This is a genomic window from Thiomicrorhabdus sp. Kp2, from assembly GCF_000478585.1.
In the GTDB taxonomy this organism is placed as follows: domain Bacteria; phylum Pseudomonadota; class Gammaproteobacteria; order Thiomicrospirales; family Thiomicrospiraceae; genus Thiomicrorhabdus.
The window spans coordinates 594,776-609,107 of the sequence record NZ_ARWI01000001.1; the positions used below are offsets into that span (position 1 = coordinate 594,776).

A 14,332-nucleotide genomic window follows, 5' to 3' on the forward strand; every position below is an offset into this window, starting at 1 on the left:
AATCTTCTTGATAATAGGCGATTGAGAACCCAAAGAGGTGTCCGCCTGACTGTTAGCCGAAAAAGTCATCTAATCTATAAACCGCTTAAATTCTGTATTCTTAAAAGGATACAGTTTACTTGAGTTTTAGACATTTTAAGCAACAAAATGTTGACTAAATTTAACGCAAAAATAGGTTTTATACTTTACCTAAAACCAAAGTTGCGTTAGTACCACCAAAACCGAAAGAGTTTGATAAGGCATAATCAATTTGTGCATCACGAGCGCCAGTAGCCACGTAATCTAAATCACAACCCTCTTCTGGATTTTCTAGGTTAATGGTTGGCGGAAGAATTTGATTTTTAATGGCTAAAGCTGTAAATACAGCTTCCATAGCCCCTGCCGCACCCAATGCGTGACCTGTCATAGATTTAGTTGAACTCATGGTTAGGTTATAAGCGTGGTCACCAAAGATTGTTTTAACGGCACTGGTTTCACAGACATCACCCGCTGGTGTTGATGTACCGTGCGCATTAATGTAATTGATTTTAGTGGCATCTAATTTAGCATTATTGAGCGCGGTTGCCATGCAACGTCCAGCACCTTCACCGCCAGCTGCAGGTAAAGTCATATGATAAGCATCACCACTCATACCAAAACCTAACACCTCGGCATAGATGGTTGCTCCACGTGCTTTGGCGTGTTCATACTCTTCAAGCACAACCGCTCCTGCGCCATCTGCAAGAACAAAACCATCACGATCCTTATCCCAAGGGCGGCTTGCCGATTGTGGGTCATCATTACGTGTAGACAACGCACGCGCCGCTGCAAAACCTGCTAAGCCTAGCTCTGTGGTTGCGTATTCTGCACCACCTGCAACCATCACATCGACATCACCATATTGAATCATACGTGCAGAGTCACCAATTGAGTGTGTACCCGTTGCACACGCTGTACCAATTGCCATATTAGGCCCTTTTAGGCCGAACATAATAGATAGGTTTCCAGAAATCATATTGATGATTGAGCTTGGAACAAAGAAGGGTGACACTTTTCTTGGACCACCCTTTAGCATGGCGTTGTGCTGAGTTTCAATTGAACCAATACCACCAATACCTGAGCCCATAGAAACACCAATTCGAGTTGCGTTTTCATCGGTAATTTCAAGACCAGAATCTTTGATTGCCTGTGCTCCAGCCGCAATTCCGTAATGAATAAAAGGGTCCATCTTTTTGGCTTCTTTAGGAGTAATGTATTGAGTTACATCAAACCCCTTTAATTCACCACCAAACTTTACTGAAAAAGCATCGGTATCAAACTTGGTTAGGTAATCAATACCACTTTTACCAGCTAAAATATTTGACCAGTTTTCTTCAACATTTAACCCTACCGCTGAAAGAACCCCTAATCCTGTAATCACAACACGACGCTTAGACAAAATAGCACCCTCTTAGATATTACGAACTGCAAACCCATTTGATTTACATTTAAATTCATTTATTAACAACAGCCACACCGACTGTAATTCTGACTTAATTCAATACACGAGTATTAAATACAAAAAAAGCCGCTAAAAAACGGCTTTATGAAGTACCTGACTGGTTCACAGTCATCTACTTGTCACTAACTTATAGGTTAGCTTCTACGTATGAAGTAGCTTGTGCTAGAGTAGAAATTTTCTCTGCTTCTTCATCAGGAATTTCGCAATCAAACTCTTCTTCTAGAGCCATTACTAATTCAACTGTATCTAAAGAATCCGCACCTAAGTCATCTACAAAAGAAGCATCAGCTGTTACTTGATCTTCTTCTACACCTAATTGCTCAACTACGATTTTCTTTACGCGTTCTTCGATACTGCTCATGGAATTCTCCAATTTGTTTTTATGATAAAAATGAATGTTTTAAATTTGAACGTATTTTCCTCTTATCTTGTAAGATTTTCAAGCATTTAATGTATTTTTGCTTGATTTCTATCACGCTCAAATTTTTAAAAATAAATAACCTTATGATTTATAAACCTTTTGGGGTTTAAACCATATACATACCACCATTCACATTCAGCGTCTGACCAGTAATATATGAACCACCATCACCCGCCAAGAACGTGACAGCACGGGCAATATCTTCAGGCTGACCAAGACTTTGTAATGGAATTTGTGTGGTTAATGCGGCTCTTTGCTCTTCTGGAAGCGCCTTAGTCATATCGGTATCAATAAAACCTGGAGCAATCGTATTAACCGTAATATTACGCGCACCCACTTCACGCGCCAATGACTTACTGAAGCCGATAATACCAGCTTTTGCCGCCGCATAATTTGTTTGACCAGCATTACCCATTACGCCTACTACAGAAGCGATATTGATAATACGTCCGCCTTTGGCTTTCATCATGCCTCTCAAGCACGCTTTACTCATGCGGAAAACGGAACTTAAATTGGTTTGAATGATATCGTCCCACTCTTCATCTTTCATACGCATCAATAGGTTGTCACGAGTGATACCTGCGTTATTCACTAAAATCGTTGGTACACCAAATTCTTTAGAGACTTCAGCAAGTACCTCTGTAATAGCCTCGCCATTGGTCACATTCAAACACTTACCTGAACCTTGAGCACCTGCCTCAGCTAGATAGGCTGAAATGGCTTCAGCACCACTTTCAGACGTTGCAGTACCAATAACGGTTGCACCATGTGCGGCCAAATCCAACGCGATAGCCTTACCGATACCACGGCTTGCACCTGTTACAAAAGCTACTTTTCCTGTTAACATTTTTTCCACCTTGTGTTTTGCGTGCTTTCGTTAAAAAGCGAATGAAAAACTTTTACAAATACGAATGAAAGACATTCTATAAAGTTGTTTAAAAACTTGCTAGTGCTTTTTCTAGCGAAGCATTATCAAAAACGGCTTGCATACCCATCTTACGGTCAATACGACGATTTAATCCCATCAACACTTTACCAGGCCCTAACTCATATAAGGCTTCAACACCTTGAGCCTTCATGGCATTAACCGTTTCAACCCATTGAACTGGGCAATACAATTGCTGAACTAATAACTCTTTAATCTCTTCAGGGTTTTGAGCCTGACTAAAATTCACGTTGTGTAAAACAGGCACAGAAGGCATAACAATATCCATATCAGCCAACTTTTCTGCCAATTGCTCTGCCGCTGGCTTCATTAACGAACAATGAGATGGCACACTAACTGGAAGTGGAACGACTCGAGAAGCGCCTGCTTCTGTCGCTAACGCCATAGCCGCTTCAACTGCTTCTTTGTTACCAGCAATAACTACCTGGCCTGGTGAATTAAAGTTTACTGCTTCAACCACACCTTCGGCTTGTTCACAGACCGCAACCACTTGTGCATCTTCTAAACCTAAAACCGCTGCCATCGCGCCTTGCCCTGCTGGAACGGCTGACTGCATTAATTGCCCACGAAGCGCTACTAATGAAACTCCTTGTGCTAAAGACATCGCACCACTTGCAACAAGTGCAGTGTACTCACCCAAAGAATGACCCGCCATAAATGCAGGAGCGACTTCTTTTTGTGAAGTTAATGTACGATAAACTGCAATACCAGAAGCCAACATCGCTGGTTGAGTAACATCTGTTTGATTTAACTTACCATCAGCATCATTTTGAATAACATCCCAAAGATCATAGCCTAAGGCTTCAGAGGCTTCAGAAAATACTTCTTGAACTTGAGAGTGAGATTCCGCTAATTCAGCAAGCATGCCCACTGACTGGGAACCTTGACCTGGGAAAACGAATGCATATGACATATATTTTAAATTCCTATAACTTTTAACACTTGGCAAAATAGAACAATAGCGTCTATCTATTCCACAGGGTGTGCACTTAATATTTTATAAGTGCTGAACCCCATGTAAATCCGCCACCAAAGGCTTCTAATAATAAGGTTTGACCACGCTGGATACGTCCGTCCCTAACCGCTTCATCTAAAGCTAATGGCACAGAGGCACTTGAGGTATTGGCATGCTTATGAACAGTCACAACCGTTTGCTCATCTGTAAGCTTTAACTTCTTAGCCGTACCTTTAATAATTCTTAAATTTGCCTGATGAGGAACCAACCAATCAATATCTTCTTTTTGCATATTATTGGCATCTAAAGTCTCTTTAGCGATGCGGCTTAAAGTATTTACCGCCATCTTAAATACTTCATTGCCTTTCATCTGCATCGAACGCTCTGCAATGGCATCGGTAGTCGGTAGCTTAGACGGGCCTGAAGGCACATGAAGTAGCTCATCATACTGACCATCTGCATGAATATGAGTAGATAAAATACCTGGTTCTGATGAAGCTTCTAAAATGACCGCACCTGCACCATCACCAAACAACACACAGGTATTACGATCCGTCCAATCGGTGATACGTGATAAGGTTTCGGCGCCTACGACCAAAGCTCTTTTGGCCATACCTGTTTTCACAAACTGATCTGCAACACTTAATGCATAGACAAAACCTGAACAAACCGCTTGAACATCAAAAGCTGGACAACCGTGAATATTAAGACGCGCCTGTAAAAGACAAGCGGTGCTAGGGAATATTTTGTCTGGTGTGGTAGTGGCAACTACAATTAAATCAATTGTATTGGCATCGATTCCTGCCATTTCAATCGCATGTAAGGACGCCTGTTCAGACAAGTCACAAGTTGTTTGACCCTCTGCTGCGATATGACGCTGTTGAATACCTGTTCTCTCGCGAATCCATTCATCACTGGTTTCAACCATGGTTTCAAGGTCAGCATTTGTTAGAATTTTTTCTGGTAGGTAGCCGCCCGTACCAATAATACGGCTGTATATTTTTTGATTCATATTTTTATTATCTGCTTAAACAGTCAACGTAACTGCCCACAATACAACAAAAGACAGGAGTAAGTCACCAAAATTTAAAAAAACTGATTGGTAAACTTAACACGCTGTCTTTTGTTTAAGCATTAGGCTCAGAATTATCAGTCTGTTGCTTCAATAGACTTGAAACCTCAGCTGAAATAAGCTGTGGAACGTTTTTGATTACTTCTAAACGCGCTTCGGTAATTGCGTGAAAGAATGAAAACTGATCCGCTCCACCATGACTTTTAATCACAATCTTACGAAGTCCTAATAATGATGCACCATTATATCTTCGAGGATCAACCTTGCTTTTGAATGACTTCAAAACTGGGTAAGCAAGAACAGCAACAAACTTAGTAAGTAAGTTTTTAGTAAATGCCTCTTTTAAGTAAAAAGAGATCATTTTTGCTACACCCTCGCTTGCCTTTAATGCAATATTTCCATCAAAGCCATCACAAGCCACCACATCCGTATCACCTTTATAAATGTCATCACCCTCTACATAACCAATATAGTTAATAGACGTCGCATTTAATAAGTGATGCGCATCTTTAATACGCTGATGACCTTTAATTTCCTCTTCACCAATATTCAATAAGCCGACACGTGGATGTGGATTATCATCAACCGCTTGAGTTAACACAGACCCCATTAAGGCAAACTGCATTAAATTTTCACCCGTACAACCGACGTTAGCGCCTAAATCTAAGACATGAACATGCCCTTTCATGGTTGGCATAGAGGTACAGATAGCAGGACGATCGATCCCAGGAATCGTTTTAAGAACAAATTTGGCAACCGCCATTAAAGCACCCGTATTACCCGCACTTACACAAGCATCAGCCACATCATCTTTAACTAAATTTAAGGCGATACGCATCGAAGATTGACGTTTATTTCTTAGAGCTTTGGAAGGTAAATCATCCATTTCAACCACTTGATCAGCATGTTGAACGGTAATGCGTGAAGCATCATATTGGTGTTTTGCAAGTTCAGTCTCAATCAGAGATTGTTGACCAACTAAAACGATTTGAATATCAGAATATGCATTGAGAGCATCTATTGAAGCAGGGACGGTAACGGTTAAACCGTGATCACCGCCCATTGCATCAATGGCAATAGTAATAGCCAAGATAAATTACGCCTTATCTTGAACTACTTTTTTACCTTTGTAGTAACCGTCTGCAGTCACATGATGACGACGGTGAACTTCACCAGTAGTCTCATCTACAGTTAACGTAGGTGCACCAAGTGCATCATGTGAACGACGCATACCACGTCTTGAAGGTGTTTTACGACTTTTTTGAACTGCCATGGCAATCTCCTAAGTTTATAATCTATAAATCTATTTTTTTAACTCTTGCAACATTGCAAAAGGATTCGGCTTTTGGGTGTCATTATTCATGTCACCCTGCTGATTTTCAGCATCTGTTTTATCTGAAGCGCCTTCAAACTCAGGAGCAGAACGACTATCATCAACAGGAGCCAATGGCACTGACAACAACAATTCATCTTCAACCAACTCAAACAATGAAATTTTTTCATCATCAAGCTCGTACACTTCAACATCTGCAGGTAAATCTTGTGTTAACGCCAGCGTTTCTGCAAACACACCTTTAACTTCAGTGGCTACAGGCAAGTCAAATGATTCCAAAGAACGCTGACATTGCAAATTCAAACTGGTTTCTACTTTCATGGTAAAGGCAGGAAACCTTAGCACTTTATCATAAAAGAAATCTATCTGAACGTCGACCTCACGATCGGCTTCAATAACCACTTCAACCAAGCGTTTTAAACGGCTTTGATTGACTCGCCCAGCAAATCGTTTATTATGATTTACCGCGTAAATAGGGTCAATGAATTCAGGTAGCTTATTAAACATAGGCGCGAATCATACTCGCACAACTTTAAGAAGTCAAAAAAAACTCTCTAAAAACTCTAAAAAACTGGATATTTTTTATATGCTTAGGCAAGCTAGAAATGATTCATTACGATTTCAAGGCTAACTGCGTGAACTATCACAGTAAATCAACCTATTAACCATGACAATACACCGTTATCAATAAACCAAAAAACTGAGTTAAAACATGAGTATAAATAAAAACATTGACCTTCAAATCAAAACCCTACCTCAAATTATTCTTGGCTCAACCTCACCCTTTAGAAAACTACTGCTAGATAAACTGAACATTCCTTTTACTCAAGATGCACCAGAAATTGATGAAACCCCATTGCTTAACGAAAAGCCAAAAGAGATGGTTTTAAGACTTGCTCTTAAAAAAGCCAAGGTATTTACTGAAAAGTATCCAGAACACATCATTATCACCTCTGACCAATGCGCGGTATTTAATGACAAACCTATTGGCAAACCTCACACCTTAGACAATGCCATAAAACAACTACAGCAGTTTAGCGATAATGCTATTACTTTTTATACAGGCCTGGTAGTAAGCAACACTCAAACAGGTGATTTCTTCCAATATACAGATACAACAACCGTTCACTTTAGAAAACTTTCTAATAGTGTGATTCAAAACTATCTTGAAATAGAACAACCATTAAACTGCGCTGGAAGCTTTAAATCCGAAGGACTTGGCATCACCCTGTTTAAACAGATTGATAGCAGAGACCCTAATGCATTAATTGGTTTGCCACTTATCGCACTGACAGATATTTTTTACGAGATGGGTTTTGAATTACCATTAAAAAGAGTATAACCAATCCATACTCTAAACCCGTTAACACTACTCAAAACAGAGTTACCAGGCCTCCCCTCTGCTTAGGAAAGAATAGAAGCTTATAAATAGAGCTGAAACACCCTATTAAATATGATTCATTAACCACATATTTAACTCATTAAGAGAATCTAACGTTGTCACTGGGTTAAACTCATTAAGCACTTCAGTTTGGTGAACACCATGACTAAGGGCAACCCTATCCATATTAATGTTTTGCGCCATCTCCATATCAAAGGTAGTATCGCCAATCATCACAGCTTCTTCGGCCGTTAGATGAAACTCTTCTAAAATTTGAGTTAACATTAACGGGTCCGGCTTAGAAGCAGATTCAACAGGAGTGCGCGTCATATCAAAATAAACGCCAAAACCTGTTTCAGCCAAAACAGCCGTTAAACCTTTACGACTCTTGCCTGTTGCAATCGCCAATTTTACACCTTGCTGCTTTAAATTAAGTAACAAAGCTTCTGCACCATCAAAAGGCACCATTTCCACATTACTCTCTTCTAAAAAGCACTGTGTATAAGCTTCAGACATGGCAACCACCTTAGATTGCTCCAAATCGGGGTATAAACCTAAAATGGCATTCTCCAAACTTAAACCAATAATTTGTTTTGACTCATCATAAGACAAGACTGGCAAACCACACTCTCTAGCCGCCGTTTGAATTGCATCGACAATCCTAGCTTCAGAGTTCATTAAGGTACCATCCCAATCAAAAATAACCGCTTTGTACTGTTTTGTGTCTTGCATGATTTATCCGTTTTATATTGAATCTTTATAAATTTTTATTGAATCACTACTTTTTTGAAAAACTACTGAATCGTTAAAATATCAATAATTTTAATAAAGTCTGGCCACAGTGGCGCTTCAAACAACATCTTTTCCTCTGTTACAGGGTGGGTAAAGCCTAAAAATTGAGCATGTAACGCCAGACGCTTCATCCCCAATGGACGATATTTTTTATTCACCTCTCTATCACCATACTTATCGTCGCCCATCAAAGCACAACCTTGTGATAATGCATGCACCCTGATTTGATGTGTTCTTCCTGTTTTCAGTTTTACCGAGACTAAATCAGCCCCCTTCAGATGTTGCTCTACTTTGAAATAACTAATGGCTTGCTTACCATCTTGCGCCACTTTTACATGCCAACCATCATCAGACAGGTGGTCTTTGCGTAAGGGTAAATCAATCTTTTGCTTATTCTTTGGCCATAACCCCATTACGATTGCCAAGTAACGTTTATCAAATTGATCCGCACGGATTTGTGCATGTAGATTTTTTAAAACAGAGGCTTTTTTGGCAATCAATAAACAACCCGAGGTATCTCTATCAATTCGATGCACCAACTCTAAACGTTTGGCCAAAGGGCGAAGCACTCTAACAACCTCAATTAACCCCCAGTTAATTCCGCCACCGCCATGAACTGCAACACCAGAAGGTTTATTCACAACCATTAAATCGTTATCCTCATAAAGAATACTCTCTTCGATACGCTTTAATTGCGCAACAGGAATATCCGAATCTAACAATTCAACCTTTTCAGGCACTTTAACAGGAGGAATACGAACCACATCACCCGCCTCCAAACGAGTAGATGCTTTAGCACGCCCTTTATTAACTCGCACCTCTCCTTTACGAATAATTCGATAAATCAGAGTCTTAGGCGCTTTGCGAAGGTGGCGCATTAAAAAATTATCTAAACGCTGACCCGCATCCTCGGTTCCTACATCAACTAACTGTACTTTTGCACTCATCGTTTTAACCAACACTTTTTAATATCCACACTCAAATAAGTATAAGTAAATAGGACCCATAAAACCCACGAGTTTAAAATTAAATTCTTAACGACCTTAAAAGCTGATTCGTAAGAATTTTTCACCTTAAACAAACAATATTTACCAAATGGCGCACAGTTTACCCTCATATCATAAAGTTGTCATTGCATAGCAACAAAATGAGTGCTATATTTGCCGAGCTTATATTTATAAGTATGAACTCGTAGCGCTCGATTAAGCGCAAGAATTTTTACGCCGACCGTGTTTTAAACATAAAAATGCATTTAAAGCACGATCAGATTACAAAAACTCTGAGCCATACATTTTAAATAAAAGACGATACAGCCTTACTCAATGACCTTACAAAACTAACGTTCATTAAGTACCTATGCAAAGTTTATAAGTGCAGCGCAAAAATCATTCTTATTTGGTCAAAAACCACTTAATAAGAATCCACTCGCCATAAGACACTTAATAAATGATACGAGCAATACCGGCTGAAAGAATTATAAAATCAGATAGCTAACCACTACCTGACGGCTAGAGCAAATTGGCCAAAACAACCAATAAAAACCACTAATTTGCTCGATAACAATGTTACACAAACACGACAGATTCAAGTTATTGCAATACGGCATTAACCCAATAAAAATAGATTTAAACAAACAACTAACGTTAACGCTACAACAAAGATGTTGGCAACCCAAGCCTTAACCCCATAGATTTAAATCATTTGTGATAACAATTCGCCTTAACACTTTCACCAGGCCTGGTAACTAACCACTCGTTTGCATTCGTCTATTTAAAATGTCGCTCAGCTCAATTATAAAGAGAAGAGCATGAAAAGAATGCTAATCAATGCGACTCAAGCAGAAGAGACGCGCATTGCCCTTGTAGATGGTCAAACCCTCTACGATCTAGATGTTGAAACACCAACACATCAAAAGAAAAAAGCCAATATCTATAAAGGTAAAATCACCCGCATCGAGCCAAGCTTAGAAGCCGCGTTTGTTGACTATGGCGCTGAGCGTCACGGATTTTTACCTTTTAAAGAAGTAGCCGAAGAATATTTTCCGAATCAAAAACCAGAGTCTGGTCGCTTTAGCATCAAAGATGTTTTAAAAGAAGGCCAAGAGATTATTGTTCAAGTTCAAAAAGAAGAGCGTGGCAATAAAGGTGCAGCATTATCAACCCAGATTACCCTAGCAGGTCCTTATGTTGTAATGATGCCTAACAACCCAAAAGCGGGTGGTATTTCACGTCGTATTGAAGGTGATGAGCGTAGCGATATTCGTGATAGCCTACGTGATCTGGAGACGCCTGAAGGCATGGGACTTATTATCCGCACAGCGGGTGTAGGCAAAAACACCGAAGAACTTCAGTGGGGTGTTAATTACTTAATTCAACTCTGGGATGCCATTAAAACAGCGTCAGTTGAAAAAGAAGCGCCTTTCTTAATTCATCAAGAATCTGACATCGTTATCCTGGCCATTCGTGATTACCTTCGTCAAGACATTGGTGAAATCATTATCGATAACATGGAGGTCTTCCATAAGGCTCGTGATTTCATTCAGCATGTTATGCCTCAACAGGTTTATAAAGTAAAACCTTACCAAGATACCATTCCATTATTCACTCGTTTTCAAATTGAATCACAAATTGAGTCCGCTTATCAGCGTGAAGTAACTCTACCTTCAGGTGGCTCAATTGTCATTGATATTACCGAAGCACTGACAGCGATTGATATCAACTCAAGCCGAGCAACCAAAGGGACTGATATTGAAGATACGGCATTCAGCACCAATATGGAAGCGGCTTGCGAAATCGCACGCCAGTTACGTTTACGTGATTTAGGTGGTTTAGTGGTTATCGATTTTATCGATATGCACTCAAACAGACATCAGCGTGAAGTTGAAAATAAAATGCGTGAAGCCGTTAAGTCAGATCGTGCACGTGTTCAAATCGGTAAGATTTCGCGCTTTGGTTTACTTGAAATGTCTCGTCAAAGACTACGCCCTTCTATTGAAGAATCTACTCAAATTGTTTGCCCACGCTGTCATGGTGTTGGTGTAATTCGCGGTGTTGAATCTTTAGGCCTTTCTATCTTGCGTTTGCTTGAAGAAGAGAGCATGAAAGAGAACACACGTCGCGTAACGGTTCAACTTCCTGTGGATGTGGCGACCTTCTTATTGAATGAAAAACGCAACCAAATCACTAAAGTTGAAGACCGTCATAACTTGCATATCTTAATTGTGCCAAATGAGCATTTGGAAACACCGCAATACATTATGGAACGTACGCGTGTGGGTGAAGAGTCACCTCAAAACGCAAGTTATGAAATCAAAGAGATTTCCATGCCTGAAATGGAAGCGACTACAGAGCCTGCAAAACAAATTAAGAAAGAAGAACCTGCTGTACAAAATATTCAGCCAACAGCACCACCTCCTCCAACAACCGCAGTAGCAGTAGCCGTATCCACAGAAACGGAGCAAAAACCAGGTTTATTTGCTCGTGTTTGGAAAGCACTATTTAGCAAAGGTGAAGCCGAAGAGGAAGAAGTCAAACCTCGCCCTCGTAATCCACGCCGTAACAACAATAACCGTCGTCGAAATAACAATGGTGAAGGTCGTAACGAAAATCGTAATAACCGTAGTCGTAACAACCGTAATCGCAATGACGATACACGTACTGACAACCGTAAACCACGTAATAACCGCCCAGATGAGAATGAAGTAGAAAATCAAACAACTCAACCTCAAGCGGACAAAACACGTAAACCACGTCGTAACAACCGTAATCGTCGCAATCGTGAAGATGAAGCCATTGTAAATGATGAGGTATTAAATAATACTCCATCAACAACTGACTCTGATGACAAAACAAACAAAGAGAGCAACAACTCAGCCGACACCAAATCATCAGAAGACAAAGAGAACAAAGGCCGTCGTAATACTGGTGGTCAACGCCGTCGTAGCCGTTACAACAGTCGTAGCTACAATAGCCGTAGACGTGCGCCAGCTGGCGCTGCTGAGTTATCAATAGATTCTCCAGCACCAGGTTCTGAACATCTCGCTAATGAAGAGAAAATAGCTTCACCTGCTACTGAAACGCCAGTAAAAACGGAAGTAGCTGAAACCGTTAACACTCCAGTTGAATCCGTGAACACGCCAGAAGTTGAAAACATTGAAACCTCTTCTACAGAAGAAAATTCAACTGTTAAAGAAGTGTCTGAACCAAAAACCTCTGTAATTGAATCAGAAGAAAACTCAGATGCAGGCGCAACAAGCCAGAATGAAACTGAAAAAACAGTAACGGATGGTGAAGAAACAACTGAAAGCGAAGAGAAACCAAGACAAAGAAGACGTCCACGTACTCGTAGACCACGTCCTTCCGGACCTCGTCCACGAAAAGAACGTTCTGAAAACACGGATTCATCTACGCCTAAAGGAGAAAGCTCAGAAGACTAGTTCAATACAAGTTAAACACTAGGCATTTAAAGCAACTAAAAAGCACCCAAAACAGATGTTGAGGGTGCTTTTTTTTACCTATTTTTTTATTTTTATTACCTATTACTCATTCATTACTTTAGCCAAACAAGACAAAAGCTACCAGGCCTGCTTATTCTTATAGAACCAGATTAACTTCTTGAAAAATGCTGCTCTTTGATATGCTTTAACAACCCTTCGGAGGCAGAATCCACTAAATCAAATACATGCTCAAACCCTTGAGCTCCGCCATAGTATGGATCAGGCACTTCTCGTTCTTCATAGTCTTGCGTGTAATCCAAAAACATTTGAATTTTTTGATGATGCTCAGGCAATGCCATATCAAGCAGATTGTGATAATTTTCATCATCCATCGCTAAAATGTAGTCATACTGGTAAAAGTCGCCAAAATCCACCTTTCTGGCTCGCAAATCGAGCATCTCAATCCCACGATCTCTCGCGGTTTGCATAGAGCGTGTATCAGGGTGTTTGCCAATATGATAAGCCGCTGTTCCAGCAGAGTCGATGTCAATTCTATCCTCAAAACCTTCATCTCTAACCATTTTTCTAAAAACCGCATGAGCAGTGGGCGAACGGCAAATATTGCCAAGACAAACAAATAAAACAGAAACTTTACTCATGAGTAATAAACCTTTTTTCTTCTTTTAAAAGCATTCGTATAAAATAAGCCCATTAGTTTACAAGGCTCACCCTTAAAATGCACTCTTTGCCAACCTCACCCGCTCTTCAATTCAAATTCAGCTCAGACTGGATTCTTTATGCCGATGAACACATTATTGTGGTCAATAAACCCAGTGGTTTACTATCTGTACCAGGTAGGGGAGTGGACAAACAAGAGTGTTTAGCCTCTCACCTTGCAGCGGATTTTGCCGATGTTAAGATTGTTCATCGTCTGGACATGGATACCTCTGGACTGATGGTGGTTGCCCGCTCTGCTGAAGCACACAGACACCTCAGTCGACAATTTCAAGAACGCCAAACTCAAAAGACTTACCATGCCGTTTGCAGTGGCAAACCAAGCTTAAAGTCGGGCTACATCAATCTGCCTATGCGTTGCGATTGGGAAAAACGCCCCCTACAAATGATTGACTTTAAACAGGGTAAAGGCGCGCAAACTCATTGGAAAATTCTAGAACAAAACCGAGACACTTTTTTAGTTGAACTAACTCCTATCACTGGACGCTCTCACCAATTAAGACTGCATATGAAATCGCTCGGCCACCCCATTTTAGGCGACAACCTTTATGCGGACTTTTTCAGTTTAAATCAATCCCCAAGATTAATGTTACACGCTAAAACACTGAGCTTTAGCCACCCTATTACAGAAAACAAAATGGACTTTGATTGCCCAAGTTTATTTTAAACTAGATTGGTTTTTATACTTTGTAGTATGGACTTACCCTGAGTCAACTTAATGGCATGCAATATGCTTATTACTCACTAAAAATTCAAATTAAAAGGCCTCTAAACCTTATTAG

14 protein-coding genes are annotated in these 14,332 nt (G+C 40.2%); 3 read left to right on the plus strand and 11 right to left on the minus strand.

Annotation, left to right across the window (positions count from 1 at the left end; translation table 11 throughout):
- Window positions 1–178 precede the first annotated feature (178 nt).
- The 8 genes from fabF to A379_RS02865 all read right to left on the minus strand — a co-directional run bounded on the left by fabF (window position 179) and on the right by A379_RS02865 (window position 6,714).
- Window positions 179–1,417: a beta-ketoacyl-ACP synthase II gene (gene fabF / locus A379_RS02830; protein WP_040725579.1), complete on the minus strand. Its 1,239-nt coding sequence runs from the start codon at window positions 1,415–1,417 to the stop codon at window positions 179–181.
- A 190-nt stretch (window positions 1,418–1,607) separates the two neighbouring features.
- Window positions 1,608–1,841, minus strand: coding sequence for an acyl carrier protein (gene acpP / locus A379_RS02835; protein ID WP_040725581.1), 234 nt, complete (start codon window positions 1,839–1,841; stop codon window positions 1,608–1,610).
- Between the two features lie 166 nt (window positions 1,842–2,007).
- Window positions 2,008–2,748, minus strand: coding sequence for a 3-oxoacyl-ACP reductase FabG (fabG, locus tag A379_RS02840; protein ID WP_040725582.1), 741 nt, complete (start codon window positions 2,746–2,748; stop codon window positions 2,008–2,010).
- An 88-nt stretch (window positions 2,749–2,836) separates the two neighbouring features.
- The gene (fabD, locus tag A379_RS02845) at window positions 2,837–3,760 is read right to left on the minus strand and encodes an ACP S-malonyltransferase (protein ID WP_040725585.1); all 924 of its coding nucleotides are present in this window, start codon (window positions 3,758–3,760) and stop codon (window positions 2,837–2,839) included.
- A gap of 76 nt (window positions 3,761–3,836) precedes the next feature.
- Window positions 3,837–4,814, minus strand: a complete 978-nt coding sequence (locus A379_RS02850) for a beta-ketoacyl-ACP synthase III (protein WP_040725587.1) — start codon at window positions 4,812–4,814, stop codon at window positions 3,837–3,839.
- Between the two features lie 115 nt (window positions 4,815–4,929).
- Window positions 4,930–5,964 (minus strand): phosphate acyltransferase PlsX, encoded by a 1,035-nt coding sequence (gene plsX, locus A379_RS02855; RefSeq protein WP_081696317.1) that lies wholly within the window; start codon window positions 5,962–5,964, stop codon window positions 4,930–4,932.
- Window positions 5,965–5,970: 6 nt separating this feature from the next.
- Complete coding sequence (rpmF, locus tag A379_RS02860; RefSeq protein ID WP_040725588.1) at window positions 5,971–6,147, minus strand: 50S ribosomal protein L32; 177 nt, start codon at window positions 6,145–6,147, stop codon at window positions 5,971–5,973.
- A 30-nt stretch (window positions 6,148–6,177) separates the two neighbouring features.
- Window positions 6,178–6,714: a YceD family protein gene (locus A379_RS02865; RefSeq protein WP_051144960.1), complete on the minus strand. Its 537-nt coding sequence runs from the start codon at window positions 6,712–6,714 to the stop codon at window positions 6,178–6,180.
- A gap of 205 nt (window positions 6,715–6,919) precedes the next feature.
- Here A379_RS02865 and A379_RS02870 point away from each other — a divergent pair, with 205 nt between their 5' ends.
- Window positions 6,920–7,549, plus strand: coding sequence for a nucleoside triphosphate pyrophosphatase (locus tag A379_RS02870; protein WP_051144962.1), 630 nt, complete (start codon window positions 6,920–6,922; stop codon window positions 7,547–7,549).
- Between the two features lie 105 nt (window positions 7,550–7,654).
- On the opposite strand, the gene A379_RS02875 is transcribed toward A379_RS02870, so the two are convergent.
- Window positions 7,655–8,320, minus strand: coding sequence for an HAD-IA family hydrolase (locus tag A379_RS02875; RefSeq protein WP_040725589.1), 666 nt, complete (start codon window positions 8,318–8,320; stop codon window positions 7,655–7,657).
- 62 nt (window positions 8,321–8,382) lie between these two features.
- The gene (locus A379_RS02880) at window positions 8,383–9,327 is read right to left on the minus strand and encodes an RluA family pseudouridine synthase (protein WP_040725590.1); all 945 of its coding nucleotides are present in this window, start codon (window positions 9,325–9,327) and stop codon (window positions 8,383–8,385) included.
- Window positions 9,328–10,187: 860 nt separating this feature from the next.
- On the opposite strand from A379_RS02880, the gene rne reads away from it, so the two are divergent.
- Window positions 10,188–12,815, plus strand: a complete 2,628-nt coding sequence (gene rne, locus A379_RS02885) for a ribonuclease E (RefSeq protein ID WP_051144964.1) — start codon at window positions 10,188–10,190, stop codon at window positions 12,813–12,815.
- A gap of 170 nt (window positions 12,816–12,985) precedes the next feature.
- Here rne and A379_RS02890 read toward each other — a convergent pair whose 3' ends face one another.
- The gene (locus A379_RS02890) at window positions 12,986–13,474 is read right to left on the minus strand and encodes a low molecular weight protein-tyrosine-phosphatase (protein ID WP_040725591.1); all 489 of its coding nucleotides are present in this window, start codon (window positions 13,472–13,474) and stop codon (window positions 12,986–12,988) included.
- A gap of 77 nt (window positions 13,475–13,551) precedes the next feature.
- Here A379_RS02890 and A379_RS02895 point away from each other — a divergent pair, with 77 nt between their 5' ends.
- Window positions 13,552–14,217 (plus strand): RluA family pseudouridine synthase, encoded by a 666-nt coding sequence (locus tag A379_RS02895; protein WP_040725592.1) that lies wholly within the window; start codon window positions 13,552–13,554, stop codon window positions 14,215–14,217.
- The last annotated feature ends 115 nt before the right edge of the window (window positions 14,218–14,332 follow it).